General features: G+C 29.4%; 18 protein-coding genes. 12 read left to right on the top strand and 6 right to left on the bottom strand.

Annotated features, from left to right (window positions below; all coding sequences use genetic code 11):
• The 6 genes from HRT41_14450 to HRT41_14425 are packed head-to-tail and all read right to left on the bottom strand — an operon-like array spanning position 1 to position 4,623.
• On the bottom strand, positions 1-528 hold the full coding sequence (locus tag HRT41_14450; GenBank protein ID NQY25220.1) for a hypothetical protein: 528 nt from the start codon (positions 526-528) through the stop codon (positions 1-3).
• Positions 529-1,224, bottom strand: a complete 696-nt coding sequence (locus HRT41_14445) for an SDR family oxidoreductase (GenBank protein ID NQY25219.1) — start codon at positions 1,222-1,224, stop codon at positions 529-531. It lies immediately after the preceding gene.
• Between the two features lie 9 nt (positions 1,225-1,233).
• Entirely contained in the window at positions 1,234-2,754 is a 1,521-nt protein-coding gene (locus HRT41_14440; protein ID NQY25218.1) for an aromatic amino acid lyase, read from the bottom strand.
• On the bottom strand, positions 2,751-3,611 hold the full coding sequence (locus tag HRT41_14435) for a lysophospholipid acyltransferase family protein (protein ID NQY25217.1): 861 nt from the start codon (positions 3,609-3,611) through the stop codon (positions 2,751-2,753). The genes HRT41_14440 and HRT41_14435 overlap by 4 nt, the downstream gene beginning before the upstream one ends.
• The gene (locus tag HRT41_14430) at positions 3,612-4,316 is read right to left on the bottom strand and encodes a glycosyltransferase family 2 protein (protein NQY25216.1); all 705 of its coding nucleotides are present in this window, start codon (positions 4,314-4,316) and stop codon (positions 3,612-3,614) included.
• Positions 4,306-4,623, bottom strand: a complete 318-nt coding sequence (locus tag HRT41_14425; GenBank protein NQY25215.1) for a hypothetical protein — start codon at positions 4,621-4,623, stop codon at positions 4,306-4,308. The genes HRT41_14430 and HRT41_14425 overlap by 11 nt, the downstream gene beginning before the upstream one ends.
• A gap of 116 nt (positions 4,624-4,739) precedes the next feature.
• Between HRT41_14425 and HRT41_14420 the strand changes: the two genes are divergently transcribed.
• The 12 genes from HRT41_14420 (at position 4,740) to HRT41_14365 (ending at position 12,405) form a co-directional block, all read left to right on the top strand.
• Complete coding sequence (locus tag HRT41_14420; GenBank protein ID NQY25214.1) at positions 4,740-4,991, top strand: acyl carrier protein; 252 nt, start codon at positions 4,740-4,742, stop codon at positions 4,989-4,991.
• On the top strand, positions 4,978-6,090 hold the full coding sequence (locus HRT41_14415) for a beta-ketoacyl-[acyl-carrier-protein] synthase family protein (protein NQY25213.1): 1,113 nt from the start codon (positions 4,978-4,980) through the stop codon (positions 6,088-6,090). The genes HRT41_14420 and HRT41_14415 overlap by 14 nt, the downstream gene beginning before the upstream one ends.
• Positions 6,090-6,731 carry a beta-ketoacyl synthase chain length factor gene (locus HRT41_14410; GenBank protein NQY25212.1) on the top strand — a complete coding sequence of 214 codons (642 nt, stop codon included), beginning with the start codon at positions 6,090-6,092 and terminating at the stop codon, positions 6,729-6,731. Before HRT41_14415 ends, HRT41_14410 begins: the two co-directional genes overlap by 1 nt.
• Positions 6,728-7,087 (top strand): hypothetical protein, encoded by a 360-nt coding sequence (locus HRT41_14405; GenBank protein NQY25211.1) that lies wholly within the window; start codon positions 6,728-6,730, stop codon positions 7,085-7,087. Before HRT41_14410 ends, HRT41_14405 begins: the two co-directional genes overlap by 4 nt.
• A 10-nt stretch (positions 7,088-7,097) precedes the next feature.
• Positions 7,098-7,865: a MipA/OmpV family protein gene (locus HRT41_14400; protein NQY25210.1), complete on the top strand. Its 768-nt coding sequence runs from the start codon at positions 7,098-7,100 to the stop codon at positions 7,863-7,865.
• Positions 7,866-7,937: 72 nt separating this feature from the next.
• Entirely contained in the window at positions 7,938-8,696 is a 759-nt protein-coding gene (locus tag HRT41_14395) for a phosphatidate cytidylyltransferase (GenBank protein NQY25209.1), read from the top strand.
• A complete protein-coding gene (locus tag HRT41_14390) occupies positions 8,693-9,760 on the top strand; it encodes a 1-deoxy-D-xylulose-5-phosphate reductoisomerase (GenBank protein NQY25208.1) in 1,068 nt (355 codons plus the stop codon). The genes HRT41_14395 and HRT41_14390 overlap by 4 nt, the downstream gene beginning before the upstream one ends.
• Entirely contained in the window at positions 9,750-10,028 is a 279-nt protein-coding gene (locus HRT41_14385) for a hypothetical protein (protein ID NQY25207.1), read from the top strand. Before HRT41_14390 ends, HRT41_14385 begins: the two co-directional genes overlap by 11 nt.
• Entirely contained in the window at positions 10,025-10,456 is a 432-nt protein-coding gene (locus HRT41_14380) for a DUF1566 domain-containing protein (GenBank protein NQY25206.1), read from the top strand. The genes HRT41_14385 and HRT41_14380 overlap by 4 nt, the downstream gene beginning before the upstream one ends.
• Complete coding sequence (locus tag HRT41_14375; GenBank protein ID NQY25205.1) at positions 10,456-11,001, top strand: alpha/beta hydrolase; 546 nt, start codon at positions 10,456-10,458, stop codon at positions 10,999-11,001. Before HRT41_14380 ends, HRT41_14375 begins: the two co-directional genes overlap by 1 nt.
• 91 nt (positions 11,002-11,092) lie before the next feature.
• Positions 11,093-12,085 (top strand): tRNA (adenosine(37)-N6)-threonylcarbamoyltransferase complex transferase subunit TsaD, encoded by a 993-nt coding sequence (tsaD, locus tag HRT41_14370; GenBank protein NQY25204.1) that lies wholly within the window; start codon positions 11,093-11,095, stop codon positions 12,083-12,085.
• Positions 12,085-12,405 (top strand): translation initiation factor SUI1, encoded by a 321-nt coding sequence (locus HRT41_14365; GenBank protein NQY25203.1) that lies wholly within the window; start codon positions 12,085-12,087, stop codon positions 12,403-12,405. Before tsaD ends, HRT41_14365 begins: the two co-directional genes overlap by 1 nt.
• The last annotated feature ends 7 nt before the right edge of the window (positions 12,406-12,412 follow it).

The following is a 12,412-nucleotide window of genomic DNA, read 5'->3' as shown; positions in this document are numbered from 1 at the left end:
TTAATCCTTTTTTAAATAAAAAAATCTGTGTACTACTTGAAGTAAAGCAGCCGCTAAAAAAACAAAAATCCAAAGAAAACTTGAGTAAAAAAGCCAATAGTTTAAATTATTATGTTGAAGTACGAATAGATGTAAACTTATATTAATTACAGAAATAAAGCACCAGAAAAGTGTACATTTCTGTATATATTCTTTTTCTTTAGGCCCCACTTTTTTTTTAATTTTATCTAAAAAGATAAAAATGAAAGAATTTTTACTGTGATAAGAATAAAACATAAAAATAGAAATTAAAACAGAAATTATTAAGGGCAAAGCTTTTAAAAAATAAAAATGGTTAATAAAATAAGCCATAATAGAAACAAATAAATAAAATAATGGGAAGATAGTTTCTTTTAAAGGTTTTTTATAAAGGCTGATTAACCAAAGAAGAGAAAAGCTAAAAAGAACTAATGCTACTTTTTGTAATTCGAAATTTTGTAAAGCATAAAAAACAAAAGGAGCATATAAAATAGAAAATATTAGATTCATTTATCTAACCAAACCACCAGAAATATTTAAAACTTCTCCACTTACGTATGTTGCTTCGACCCCAATAAAGTAAGCACATTTAGCTACTTCTTGGGCTTTACCAAAACGTTTTAAAGGAATACTCTTTTTAAGTTCTTTTTTCTTGGGTAAGTTTTCTGTCATTTCTGATTCAATGATTCCTGGGGCCAGCGCATTAACTCTAATATTGTATCTTCCTAATTCGGCACAAAGTGTTTTTGTAAAAGCAATAACAGCACCTTTAGAAGCTGAATAATTGGCTTGTCCTTCGTTTCCAACTAAACCAGAGATAGAAGCAATATTTACAATACTTCCTTTTTTTTCCATAATCATATTTTTACTTAAAATTTTTGTTATATAAAACAAAGCATTTACATTAGTATGCATTACATCTTCAAAATCTTCATCTTTCATAAAAAAGAACAAACTGTCTTTTATAATACCTGCATTATTAATTAATACATCTACTTGAATATTTTCTAAGGCTATTTGAATGCTTTCTTTCTTTTTCATATCAAAGTACACAAGCTCTCCTGCTTCAATACTCTCAAGTAATTCTTGCGCTTTTTTTTGATTATTAAAATAATGAATATAAACAAAAAAGCCCTTATTATCAAATTCTTCTACAAGTTTTTCTCCAATAGAACCAGTAGCTCCTGTTATTAATACTTTTTGCATTTTTTTACTTTATATGAATTTTGCATTTTTAAGTAAGACTTTGATATTTTTAATATCAAAGTCCATACGTCTGTCTTCTAGTAAGGGTTCAATAATTTCTCTTATCTCATCATGTATATTTTTTAAATGGGGAGATACTTTTTCTTTTCCTCTAATATCAACTGCCTGGGCCATTCCAAGAAAAGCAATAGCTAACATATTATGTAAATCTGGCATCATTTTTGCAAAATCAAGTGCTGCTGTTGTTCCCATAGAGACTTTATCTTGATTCAGTGATTCAGTAGGTCGTGAATGAATAGAAGCAGCTGTTGTATTTTTAATAACATCAGCACTTAAAGAACTAAGTGAAATTTGCATGGCTTTAAATCCATGATAATATGGCTCTTTTGATAATTTAAGATTTTCTCCTAAACCTCTATTAAATTTATGATCAACTAAGAGTGCAAATTCTTTGTCTAATAAATCTGCCAAGTTAGCCGCACATATTTTTAAGGTGTCCATTGCATGTGCCACATAACCTCCATAAAAATTTCCAGAGGTATAAATTCGTTGATTTTCTCCATCAATTAAGGGATTATCATTTACTGAGTTGATTTCTGTTTCTACCCAGTTTTTAGAAATAAGAAGATTGTCTCTAATTACTCCTAAAACTTGTGGCGCACATCTCATAGAGTAGGTATCTTGAATATTTAAATCATTATCATTAAAAAATTTATCGTATCTGTCATCTCTTCCATGGGTTAAAGAAGAACCTTCAATTTTTCGTTTAATATTTTTTGCTGCCGCAATTTGTCCTGAAAAGGGTTTAGATTCATGCACAAAATCAGCAACAGGAGTGTCATCTCCTAAAAGTACTTCAAACATAGCTGCTACATAAGATTCCATGGAGTCTAAGATAATTTCAAATTCTTCTATAGCATTAAGTGCAATAGCACTCATAATAGTAGTACCATTCATTATTGCAAGCGCTTCTTTGGGTTTAAAGGTATAAGCAACAATATTAAGTTGGGCATAAACATCTATAACATCTCTTATCTCCCCTTTATAATAAACTTCTCTCTCGCCTGCAATAACAGCAGCTATATAAGATAAGGGCGTTAAATCTCCACTTGCGCCAACTGAGCCTTGAGAAGGAATTACAGGAATAATATCTTCTTTTATTAGCATTTCAAGTCTTTTTAATAAGTTAATACTAACGCCAGAACGTGCTTTACTTAAAGAAACAGTGCGCATTATTACCGCATATCTACAAACTTTTAAGGATAAATTATCTCCTATTCCACACCCATGAAAACGAAATAAGTTTTTTTGCAAGGTTTCACTGTCTTCATAAGATACATAGTTTTTCCCACTTGCGCCATAACCTGTAGTAATTCCATAAATAGGTTTACCATCTTTGATTTGATTCATTAAAAAATCATGGGTATGATTTATAAAATCTAAAAATTTCTTCTCTGCTGAAATATTGATTTCTTTTGCTTCTTTAATCTCAGTTAGGCTTACATATTTATTGCTTATTTCTAATCTCATTCTTCACTCCAAAAATTATAAAAATTAAACCATTGTTTTGGATGTTGTTTTAAAACTTCTTCAAAACTAAGGGCATAATTATTGATTGCTTTTTTAATAGCATCTTTTTCTTTTAACGTATAATCAAATTCTAATTCAATCACTTTGACTTCATAACATTGTTTTTTCTTATAAATAACAAAATATATTAACATGGGCGTGTTTGTTTTATAAGCAATTTTAAAAGGATTTTCATTAAATAATCCTTGTTCATTAAAAAAATCACTTTTATGCCTATTCTTTTTATTACTAGCTCTATCTGCCATTAGCGCTATGATCTCATCGTTACTTAGGGCATTTGCAATATCAATGGATACCTTAATGGCACCTTGATTTAAGTCTATAATATTTAAATTGTCTTTTTTATTAGGGATAGAATCCTCAATATCTTTAATCCCCTTCGTCATAACTTCTTGCATTACAATATTAATAGTATTATTCGTTATTGCTTTATTAGCAGCACTTGACCAACCCCCAAAATGAGAGAAAAGTAAAATTGTTTTGGAATCTAATTTTTTTCTTAGCTCGTCTTTATTTTCATAAATAAAAGTATAAGAATCTGGGTCATATTTAGAAATAAACCTATCTACCATAGTAATTGCGAACATTCTTAAATGTTGATAATAAAATAAAGAAGAAAAAGGAATTCCTTGTTTTTTATAATAAATTTTAAGAGCATCCTTGACATTTGTTGCAAATAAAAAATAAAAAGCGCTGATCAAATATATAAAATAATATATAAAATTATAACCAAAATATTTATATAAAGTAAATGCAAATTTAATACTAAAAGCAGAACCTCTTTGTTTCTTGCTCATTTATTTAAATCTTTTTTTGTAAAAGAACTTAATAGGCAATAATCTTAAGTGTACTACTACAATAGCAGCAGTATCCCAAAACTTTTTAAAATGACTTACTCTTTCTTGGGCACTTGGATAATAACACTCAATAATAATTTCTTTAATCACTCTTTTTTCCCAAGAATGTTTAACTAAAACTTCCATTTCCCAATCAAAGCGTGAAGTTTTAATATCTAAATCAAGAATTGAAGTAGGGTAAAGTCTAAAGCCAGAGAGGGAGTCTTTAATTTCTTGTCCCGTATCCCAACAGGCCCAGAAATTACTAAACCATCTACCAAACTTAGAGCCATTTGGAACATTTTTAATATCAAAATTTCGCGCACCTATAATGATTTGATCTTTCTCATTACAAGAAACAATTATTTTTTGAATTTGACTGGCTAAATGTTGTCCATCTCCATCAAAGGAAATAAAATACTCATAAGCAAGTTCACGTGCTTTTCTTGCCCCGCTTAAAATTGCTTCCCCTTTTCCAAGGTTTGTCTCATGCCTTAAAATTATGAGGTTTTCATGTTTAGAGAGTATGTTTTTTACTGGATTTCTATATCCATCATCAACTACAATAACTTTATATCCATGAACAATTACATCATTAACAACAGCTTGAATAGTTTTATCATTATCCAAAGTAGGAATAACTACTATTATTTGATCAGATTTCATATAGTATTTCACTCATTTTTTTATTTTCTTTGTATATTAGAACTTTGTATTTAATATTATCTTTACTAGTAATTCTAAATTCTAAAACATCTTCTGGTTTTATCAATGATAAAAATTTTGCTTTTTTAATTGAAATAATTTTATGGCACATAAGTAATGAAATAATATCTATTTGTAAGAACCCAGCTAACATTTCATTGCCTAAAAAATGTGCTTTAAACACAGGATGATTTTTACTTGCTAAGCTTAGGATATAGGTGTAGTCAGACTTTTCTTTTACTGTGAATAAATCTTTTAATAATTCCATTCTTTCTTGCCCTTATAATTTCCATAATACAAAAAACAATGTTAAAGCTAAATTATAAGATAGTTACAAGATGAATTTAACTATAATCGTGCTTAATTTTGATAAGGCTTTGAGATATGATAACAAGTGATGCGTTTAAACAAGTACTTATAAATGGCTTGAATTTAGAAGATATGAGTATTGATGAAATCTCTGATGAAGAAGAACTGTTTGGCGATGATGGTTTAGGATTAGATTCAGTTGATTCAATTGAGCTTGTATTAATGATCGAAAAAGAATATGGCGTAAAAATCACTAGTACTGAAAACTACCAAGATATTTTTTCATCTGTAAAAAACTTATTATCTTATATAAATGACAAAGTTTAATACGGTATATATCAATCATTTTGATTGTATTTCATGCGCGGGAGATAACTCATTAGATTTATTTGAATCTATTTGTTTAAACAAAAACACTCTTACTTTAGATGAATATTATGTTCCTTCAAAAATTTCCTGCATTGGTAAAATATCTACGAATAAAACATTTGATCAACTTTTATATGAGAAATGCTTAAATGTTTTGAATAATTCTTCATTACAAAATTTTGATGATACTTTATTAATTGTAGGTTCTTCTGTTGGAGGAATGCTACACACTGAAAACTCTTATTTAAAAAATAAAGACTATAAAAATATTGATTATAAAAAACATATGATTTCTTCTATTGCTGTATTTTTACAAGAGAAGTTTTCTTTTAGGGATGATGTCTCTTTTTCAACTGCTTGTACCTCAAGTGCAAATGCTTTGGCTTACGCTAAAGAAGTAATTAATAAAGGTATATATAAAAATGTTTTAGTCGTAGGGATTGATTCTTTATCTCATACCACGGTATGTGGGTTTTCTGGTTTAAGTGTTTTATCTTCTGAACCATGTAAACCTTTTGATAAAAATCGCAATGGAATGAATGTATCTGAAGCTATTGCTGTTTTATTATTACAAGATAAAAAAGAAGAAAATTCTCTTCTTTTTTGTGGAGTAGGTTACTCTTCAGATGCTCATCATATGACACAACCACATCCAGAAGGTAAGGGTGCAAAACGCGCGATGCAAAATGCACTTTTTAGTGGAAATATTGATATAAAAGACGTAGATTATATTAATGCTCATGGAACAGGAACAAAAGCAAATGATGCATCAGAAACTGCTGCAATACACAGTTTATTTAAAAATTACAAACCTTATGTTTGCTCAACTAAATCTATTACAGGACATACATTAGGAGCTTCTGGCGCTTTGGAAGCTATTATTACATGTATGGTTTTACAAAAACAAATTATTACTCCCAATAATAATCTAAATGAGATAGAAAATAATGAACTAAACTTTCCTCTACAAACAATAGAAAAAAAAGTTTCTTACGCTTTGAGTAACTCTTTTGCATTTGGTGGAAACAATACCTCATTACTTTTTGGACTGTGTTAATGAAGATTAATTTAAAAATTTTAGATGCCAGCTATTTATATGGTGAAAATGAAATAAGTTCATTAAATACAAAAAAAATTGTTCCAAAAATGATGCAAAGACGTCGTTTAACAAAAGCATCAAAGTTACTTCTTGAATTAATGAACAATATAAGGTTCACAAAAGGAAGAATTATTTATGGAACTGCTTTTGGAGAATTGTTAGCGACTTCAAAAATATTAAAATCTATTTTGAATGAAGAAACAGTTTCTCCTACTGATTTTCAAAACTCTGTTTATAATACAGCTGTTTCTTATGCATCTATTTTACATAACAATGAAGAAGAGATATTAACTATTTCTTCAGGAGATCGTACATCTTTGTCTGTGTTAAAGGTTGCAGCCGTAAAAGCTATGGATAATGATGAACTTTTATTACTGTGCAGTGAAACAATTAATATTGAAAATATTGATGTATTAAATAAGTGTCAAAATTACCTTGAATGTGCTGTTGCTTTAAGGGTTAAAATAACACAGGAAGAAGAAAGTTTGTTTTACAAAACAAATAAATCTGAAATTAATGTTCCTATTTCAATGCGTGCAATGCTAAATATTGCGATGAATTTTAAAAAAAGCGCTAATGTGATAGGCGTTGAAGTATGAACTTACCACATTTAGCACCTATGCTTTTTGCTAAAGAAGTATTAGAATTAAAAAAGAAAGAAGTACTTGTTAAATGTTCTTTTCCTTATGTTCCTAGTCTTGCTATGTTATGTGAAGCAGCGGCTCAAAGTAGTGCTGCTTTTTTAAATGAAGAGAAAGATAAGCCTGAGATAGGGTTTTTAATAAATATTAAAAATGTTTTGGAACTTAAAGTATTAAAAGAATGTGAATGTATTGTAAAAGTGATAAAAAATGTTGAACTTGAAAATATGAGTGAATATGATTTCGAAGTTATTTTTAATAATAGAATATATTCAAAGGGCACCTTAACAGTGGTAATCCCTTCTAAAATTTAAAAGGCATACAATGAAAAAAATACTTATACTTCTTATCTTTGCAATGAGTCTTTTTGGAAAAGAAACATCATCATTAACTTATGGATTAGGTCTTGGTTTTATCTCTGTTCCTTCGTATATTGGATCAAAAGAGCGTAAAAATCTTTTTTTGCCCTTTCCTTATATTGAATACAGAAGTGATAAAATTAATATTAATAGAGATGAAATCTATAGTGATTATTTTAAAACACAAAAAAGTAAAGTGCAACTTAGTTTAAGAGGAATGTTACCCGTTAAAAGTAAGGACAGTAAAAGAGAGGGAATGGATGATTTAGATGCCACTCTTGAAGTAGGGCCTAATTTTATATATCATTTAAAGCAAAATAAAATGAGCAGTCTTGATCTTGAGTTTCCTGTGCGTGCTGTTTTTTCTGTTGGCTCATCTGGTATTAGATATCAAGGATATTTGGCAAATGTAAACTTACATTATAAAGAAGAATTTTCAAATAATATAAAACTTACCCTAAAAACAGGTTTAGTGTGGGGTGATTCAGACTACCACAATTATTTTTATGAGATAAAAAAGAATGATGTTACTTCTAATAGAAGTGAATATCATGCAAGTAGTGGTTATGGTGGATGGCAGAATTCAATAGGTCTTAGTAAAAAAGATGATAAATTTTGGTACGGAATGTTTGTAAAATATTATAATTTAGACAAAGTCTCTTATTCAAAATCTCCTTTAGTGGAAACAAAATCTGCACTATTTTATGGGCTTGCTTTCTCTTATTTATTTTAAAATACTTAAAAGCAATATGTATAAATAGATTTGATATAATAAGTCTTAAAAATTAGATTATAAGGTTTATTAATGATTGATATTATAAAAGACAGTTCTACTAGGATTAAAACGGGGCTGATTCTATTTCTAGCTGCACTTATTATTGGTTATCTTGATTCCTATTTTATTATATGGTTGACTTTTGGGGCTTTACTTGTGATTGCTTTACAAGAGTCAATGAAATTATTTCAAATGAAAAGCCAAGAGGTTTATTATTATTCTGGAGCTCTTTGGTTTGTGGCTTATTTTTATCCTCATGCTGAAGATTTATTTTTCTTACTTTTACTTGTATATGCTTCTGTTCTTGCTTATTCTAAAAAACTAGACAAAAAGATTATTTTACCACTGCTATATCCAACTGCATCCTTTTTGTTTCTTCTTACTTTATATGCTGAGTTTGGAATTGAGAGTTTATTATGGTTATTAGTAATAGTTGCCGGAACTGATATTGGGGCTTATTTTGTAGGAAGATCAATAGGAAAAACAAAATTCTGTGAAACCAGTCCTAAAAAAACCCTTGAAGGGGTAGCTGGTGGTGTTGTTACTGCTGCTATTTTAGGAACTATTTTTGCTATTGAGCCTTTATCTTTATTTGGAGCTTTGGTTGTATCTGTAGCTGTTGCTCTTTCTTCTGTTTTTGGGGATTTATTTGAATCGTATTTAAAAAGAGAAGCTGGGGTTAAAGATTCTGGGGATATTTTGCCAGGTCATGGTGGAATATTAGACCGAAGTGATGGTTTCTTATTTGGGGCTATTATTATGTTACTTACTCTACGAGCTGTGATTTGATTTTATTAGGCTCAACCGGTTCTATTGGGGTTAATGCCTTAATTCTTGCTAAGAAGTTTTCTTTAGATGTTGAGGTTTTAGTAGCAGGAAGAAATATTTCTTTATTAAATGAACAAATAAAAGAATTTAATCCCTATTTTGTGGTGATTGCTTTAGAAGAAGATGTACATAAAGTAAATCATAAGAATGTACGGTACGGTGAAAAAGCAATTTTAGATGTCATTGAAGAAGCAAAATCAATGATGGTATTAAATGCTTTGGTTGGTTTTTTAGGGCTTAGACCTTCTTTAAAAACAATTGAGTGTGGTAAAAAACTTTCACTTGCAAATAAAGAATCTTTAGTAGTAGCAGGAGAGTTTGTAGATAAATCAAATTTAATGCCTATTGATTCTGAGCACTTTGGTTTATGGTACTTATTGCAAGACAAAAAAATAGATTCCATGACTATCACTGCTTCAGGAGGCTCTTTTAGAGACTATCCTTTAGAGTCTTTAAAAAATGTAAGCATAAAAGAAGCTCTTAATCATCCAAATTGGAGCATGGGAAATAAAATCACAATAGACTCAGCAACCATGACCAATAAACTGTATGAATTATTAGAAGCAAAATGGTTGTTTGATACTACAAAATTGGATGCTATTATTGAAACAAAGTCTTTAATTCATGCTTTGATTAATTTTAAAGATGGTAGTACAACTGCTCATTTTGCCCATGCAAACATGCAATTACCAATAGCTTATGCTTTAAAAACAAGAATAGATGAAAAAATATTAAAACCAGTAAATCTATTAGAAGTAGGTTCCCTGGAATTTAAAGAAATTAAAACAGATCGTTATCCTATTTGGGAAATAAAAGACTATATTTTAAACAATGCAAACTTAGGCGTGGTTTTAAATGCGGCGAATGAAATAGCGGTTGAAAAATTCTTAGCCTCAAAAATAGGCTTTTTGGATATCCCTAAAATCACCCTTGATGCTTTAAATAAGTTTTCACATGTAAAAGCGAATACTATTGACGATGTTTTTTTAATTGATGAAGAAGTAAGGAGTTATTGTGAGTCTTGATTTATTATTTCCTTTTGGAGTTTTATTGGCACTTGTTATTTATTTGATTTTTACGCGTAATGCTTTTGAGGGCAGAATGTTAAAACATTATGAAGACAAGTTTGATGAGTGGAAGAAGCATAATAAAGCAGCGCCTTCAAAAGACACACCAAAAGAACTGGTAGCTTTATTGTATAAAAAGAACTACAAGTATGAATTAGAAGTTTTTAAAAAAGAAGAATTAGAACTATTGAATATAAGTAAAATCAATATTAAGGAAATGACATGAAATTTATTTTATTAGTATTATCTTTTTGCATTTTTTTATCTGCAAAAGATACAGTAAGATTTTCAACTACGAATATAGTAAAAGATTTTAAAAATAAATTGATTTGGGTAGATGATAAAACTACGGTTACTATTAAACAATCGCATAAAGAAGCAGAACCTTATTGTGAAAATTTAGTGCATGCAGGTTTACGAAACTGGCGCTTACCCGATATTAAAGAGTTACAAACAATTGTTGATAAAAAGAACGATATTACTTATATAATAAAAGAATTTAAATATGCTTTACCTGATCAGTATTGGGCGATTAAAGCACATGCACGAACGTTTTGGTTTTATGCAGATTATATGCACTTTATTTCTGGAACGCCTTATTATGATAATAGAAATAAAAAAATCTATGTAAGATGTGTATCGAGTATGAAATAATGAGTAAAAAAGTACTGATTTTACATGGGTGGGGTGGAAGTTCTTATCCTCATTGGCAAGCGCATTTAGCTATGGACTTAATCAAAAAAGATTATACGGTTTCTTTTCCTTCTTTGCCTTGTAAAAATTTACCCAAACTAAATGAATGGATGAAGTATCTAAAAAAAGAATTAGAGCACTTTAAACCAGATATTGTAGTATGCCATTCTTTGGGAAATATTCTATGGTTTCAAATAGAAGAAGAATTAAACTTAAAAGTAGAAAAATTACTTCTGGTTGCCCCCGTACGAATTAATTGTGAGATAAAAGAATTGAATACTTTTTTTCCTTATTCTTATCCAAAAGATTTGAGAACAAAAGAAGCTTATTTAATTGCTTCAAGTAATGACCCTTATTTAAATGAAGAAGAAGCAAAAAACTTGCAAAAAGAATTAAATATTCCTATGACAATTCTAAAAGAGGCAGGGCATATTAATGCAGATTCTGGCTATGGGCCTTTAGAACTTGCTTTAGAGTTTATAACAAAAGAAAACAATAATGTATAAAAAAAATAATAAATGATTTTAAGTATGGTCCTCGTTCCTGCGGGATAAATCGCAAGCGATGTATGAATCAAGAAAAAAGGAAAAATAATAAATGATTTTAAGTATTGAATCAAGCTGTGATGACAGTTCTTTAGCAATTACTGACATAAAAACAAAAGAACTAATTTATCATAAAAAAATATCACAAGAACTACAACACTCAGCTTATGGGGGAGTAGTTCCAGAATTAGCAGCACGTTTACATGTAGAAGCTTTGCCTAAGATTTTAGAAGAATGCAAAGAATATTTTCCACAACTTAAAGCAATAGCTGTTACAAATGCACCTGGTTTATCTGTTACTTTAATGGAAGGTGTGATGATGGCAAAAGCTCTTGCTTTATCTTTAGACTTGCCTTTAATTGCAGTGAATCATTTAAAAGGACATATTTATTCTTTGTTTATAGAAAAAGAAAGTATTTTACCTATGAGCATATTACTGGTTTCAGGGGGACATACTCAAATTATTGAAGCCAATGCTTTAAAAGATATGAATATTATAGCTAGTACCATGGATGATAGTTTTGGAGAGAGTTTTGATAAAGTATCTAAGATGTTAGGTATGGGTTATCCAGGTGGTCCTGTGGTTCAAGACTATGCTTTAAAAGGGGATATTACACGTTTTGCTTTTCCTGTTCCTTTAAAACAAAGTCCTAAAATTGCTTTTTCGTATTCTGGGCTTAAAAATGCAGTGCGTTTAGCAATTGAAACTATTGATAAAAACAATGAACAAGACAGGGCAGATATTTGCGCCTGTTTTCAAAAAACAGCAGTAGATCATCTTATGCAAAAAATAAAAAAGCTTTTTAAAATCAAAGCTCCCAAAGATTTTGCAATTGTAGGTGGTGCAAGTGCTAATTTATATCTAAGAGGACAGTTAGAAGACTTATGTTCTCAATATAAAACGACCTTGCATTTATCTTCTTTACAATACTGTAGTGATAATGCAGCAATGATAGGAAGAGTTGCTTTGGAGCAATATAAAATAAATGATTTTGTAAGTATAGAAGATATAGATATACAATCACGAGTAAAGGATTTAGCATAATGTTTAGCATGGGCGCTTCTTTAGATGGCGAAAAGTATGATACAAAAAAAGAAGATAAGAAAAAACAGCCAAATAAAAGTATTCTACCTAAGAATCAACATCAGCTTGTTTTTACTTATGAAAAACGCAAAGGTAAGCCCGTAACCTTACTAGGGCGCTTTTACATAAAAGAAGAAGAGAAAAAAGCAGTCTTAAAACTACTAAAGAAAAAACTGGCTTGTGGTGGTGCTATTAAAGATGAGTGGATTGAACTACAAGGGGATGTAAAAGATAAAATAAAAGAAGTATTAACAAAAGAGGATTGGAAGTTTAAAAATTAAAAACTAA

The sequence above is a fragment of the Campylobacteraceae bacterium genome, assembly GCA_013215945.1.
GTDB lineage: Bacteria > Campylobacterota > Campylobacteria > Campylobacterales > Arcobacteraceae > NORP36.
The sequence above is the reverse complement of the archived record's forward strand: the minus strand, read 5'-3'. Positions and strand labels throughout refer to the sequence as shown.

Bases quoted from the DNA above. Each gene is read 5' to 3' on its own strand.
- HRT41_14450 (NQY25220.1), bottom strand. From the start codon at position 528: ATGAATCTAATATTTTCTATTTTATATGCTCCTTTTGTTTTTTATGCT.
- HRT41_14380 (NQY25206.1), top strand. From the start codon at position 10,025: ATGAAATTTATTTTATTAGTATTATCTTTTTGCATTTTTTTATCTGCA.
- HRT41_14415 (NQY25213.1), top strand. From the start codon at position 4,978: ATGACAAAGTTTAATACGGTATATATCAATCATTTTGATTGTATTTCA.
- HRT41_14420 (NQY25214.1), top strand. From the start codon at position 4,740: ATGATAACAAGTGATGCGTTTAAACAAGTACTTATAAATGGCTTGAAT.
- HRT41_14405 (NQY25211.1), top strand. From the start codon at position 6,728: ATGAACTTACCACATTTAGCACCTATGCTTTTTGCTAAAGAAGTATTA.
- tsaD (NQY25204.1), top strand. From the start codon at position 11,093: ATGATTTTAAGTATTGAATCAAGCTGTGATGACAGTTCTTTAGCAATT.
- HRT41_14435 (NQY25217.1), bottom strand. From the start codon at position 3,611: ATGAGCAAGAAACAAAGAGGTTCTGCTTTTAGTATTAAATTTGCATTT.
- HRT41_14395 (NQY25209.1), top strand. From the start codon at position 7,938: ATGATTGATATTATAAAAGACAGTTCTACTAGGATTAAAACGGGGCTG.
- HRT41_14430 (NQY25216.1), bottom strand. From the start codon at position 4,316: ATGAAATCTGATCAAATAATAGTAGTTATTCCTACTTTGGATAATGAT.
- HRT41_14375 (NQY25205.1), top strand. From the start codon at position 10,456: ATGAGTAAAAAAGTACTGATTTTACATGGGTGGGGTGGAAGTTCTTAT.
- HRT41_14365 (NQY25203.1), top strand. From the start codon at position 12,085: ATGTTTAGCATGGGCGCTTCTTTAGATGGCGAAAAGTATGATACAAAA.
- HRT41_14400 (NQY25210.1), top strand. From the start codon at position 7,098: ATGAAAAAAATACTTATACTTCTTATCTTTGCAATGAGTCTTTTTGGA.
- HRT41_14410 (NQY25212.1), top strand. From the start codon at position 6,090: ATGAAGATTAATTTAAAAATTTTAGATGCCAGCTATTTATATGGTGAA.
- HRT41_14440 (NQY25218.1), bottom strand. From the start codon at position 2,754: ATGAGATTAGAAATAAGCAATAAATATGTAAGCCTAACTGAGATTAAA.
- HRT41_14425 (NQY25215.1), bottom strand. From the start codon at position 4,623: ATGGAATTATTAAAAGATTTATTCACAGTAAAAGAAAAGTCTGACTAC.
- HRT41_14445 (NQY25219.1), bottom strand. From the start codon at position 1,224: ATGCAAAAAGTATTAATAACAGGAGCTACTGGTTCTATTGGAGAAAAA.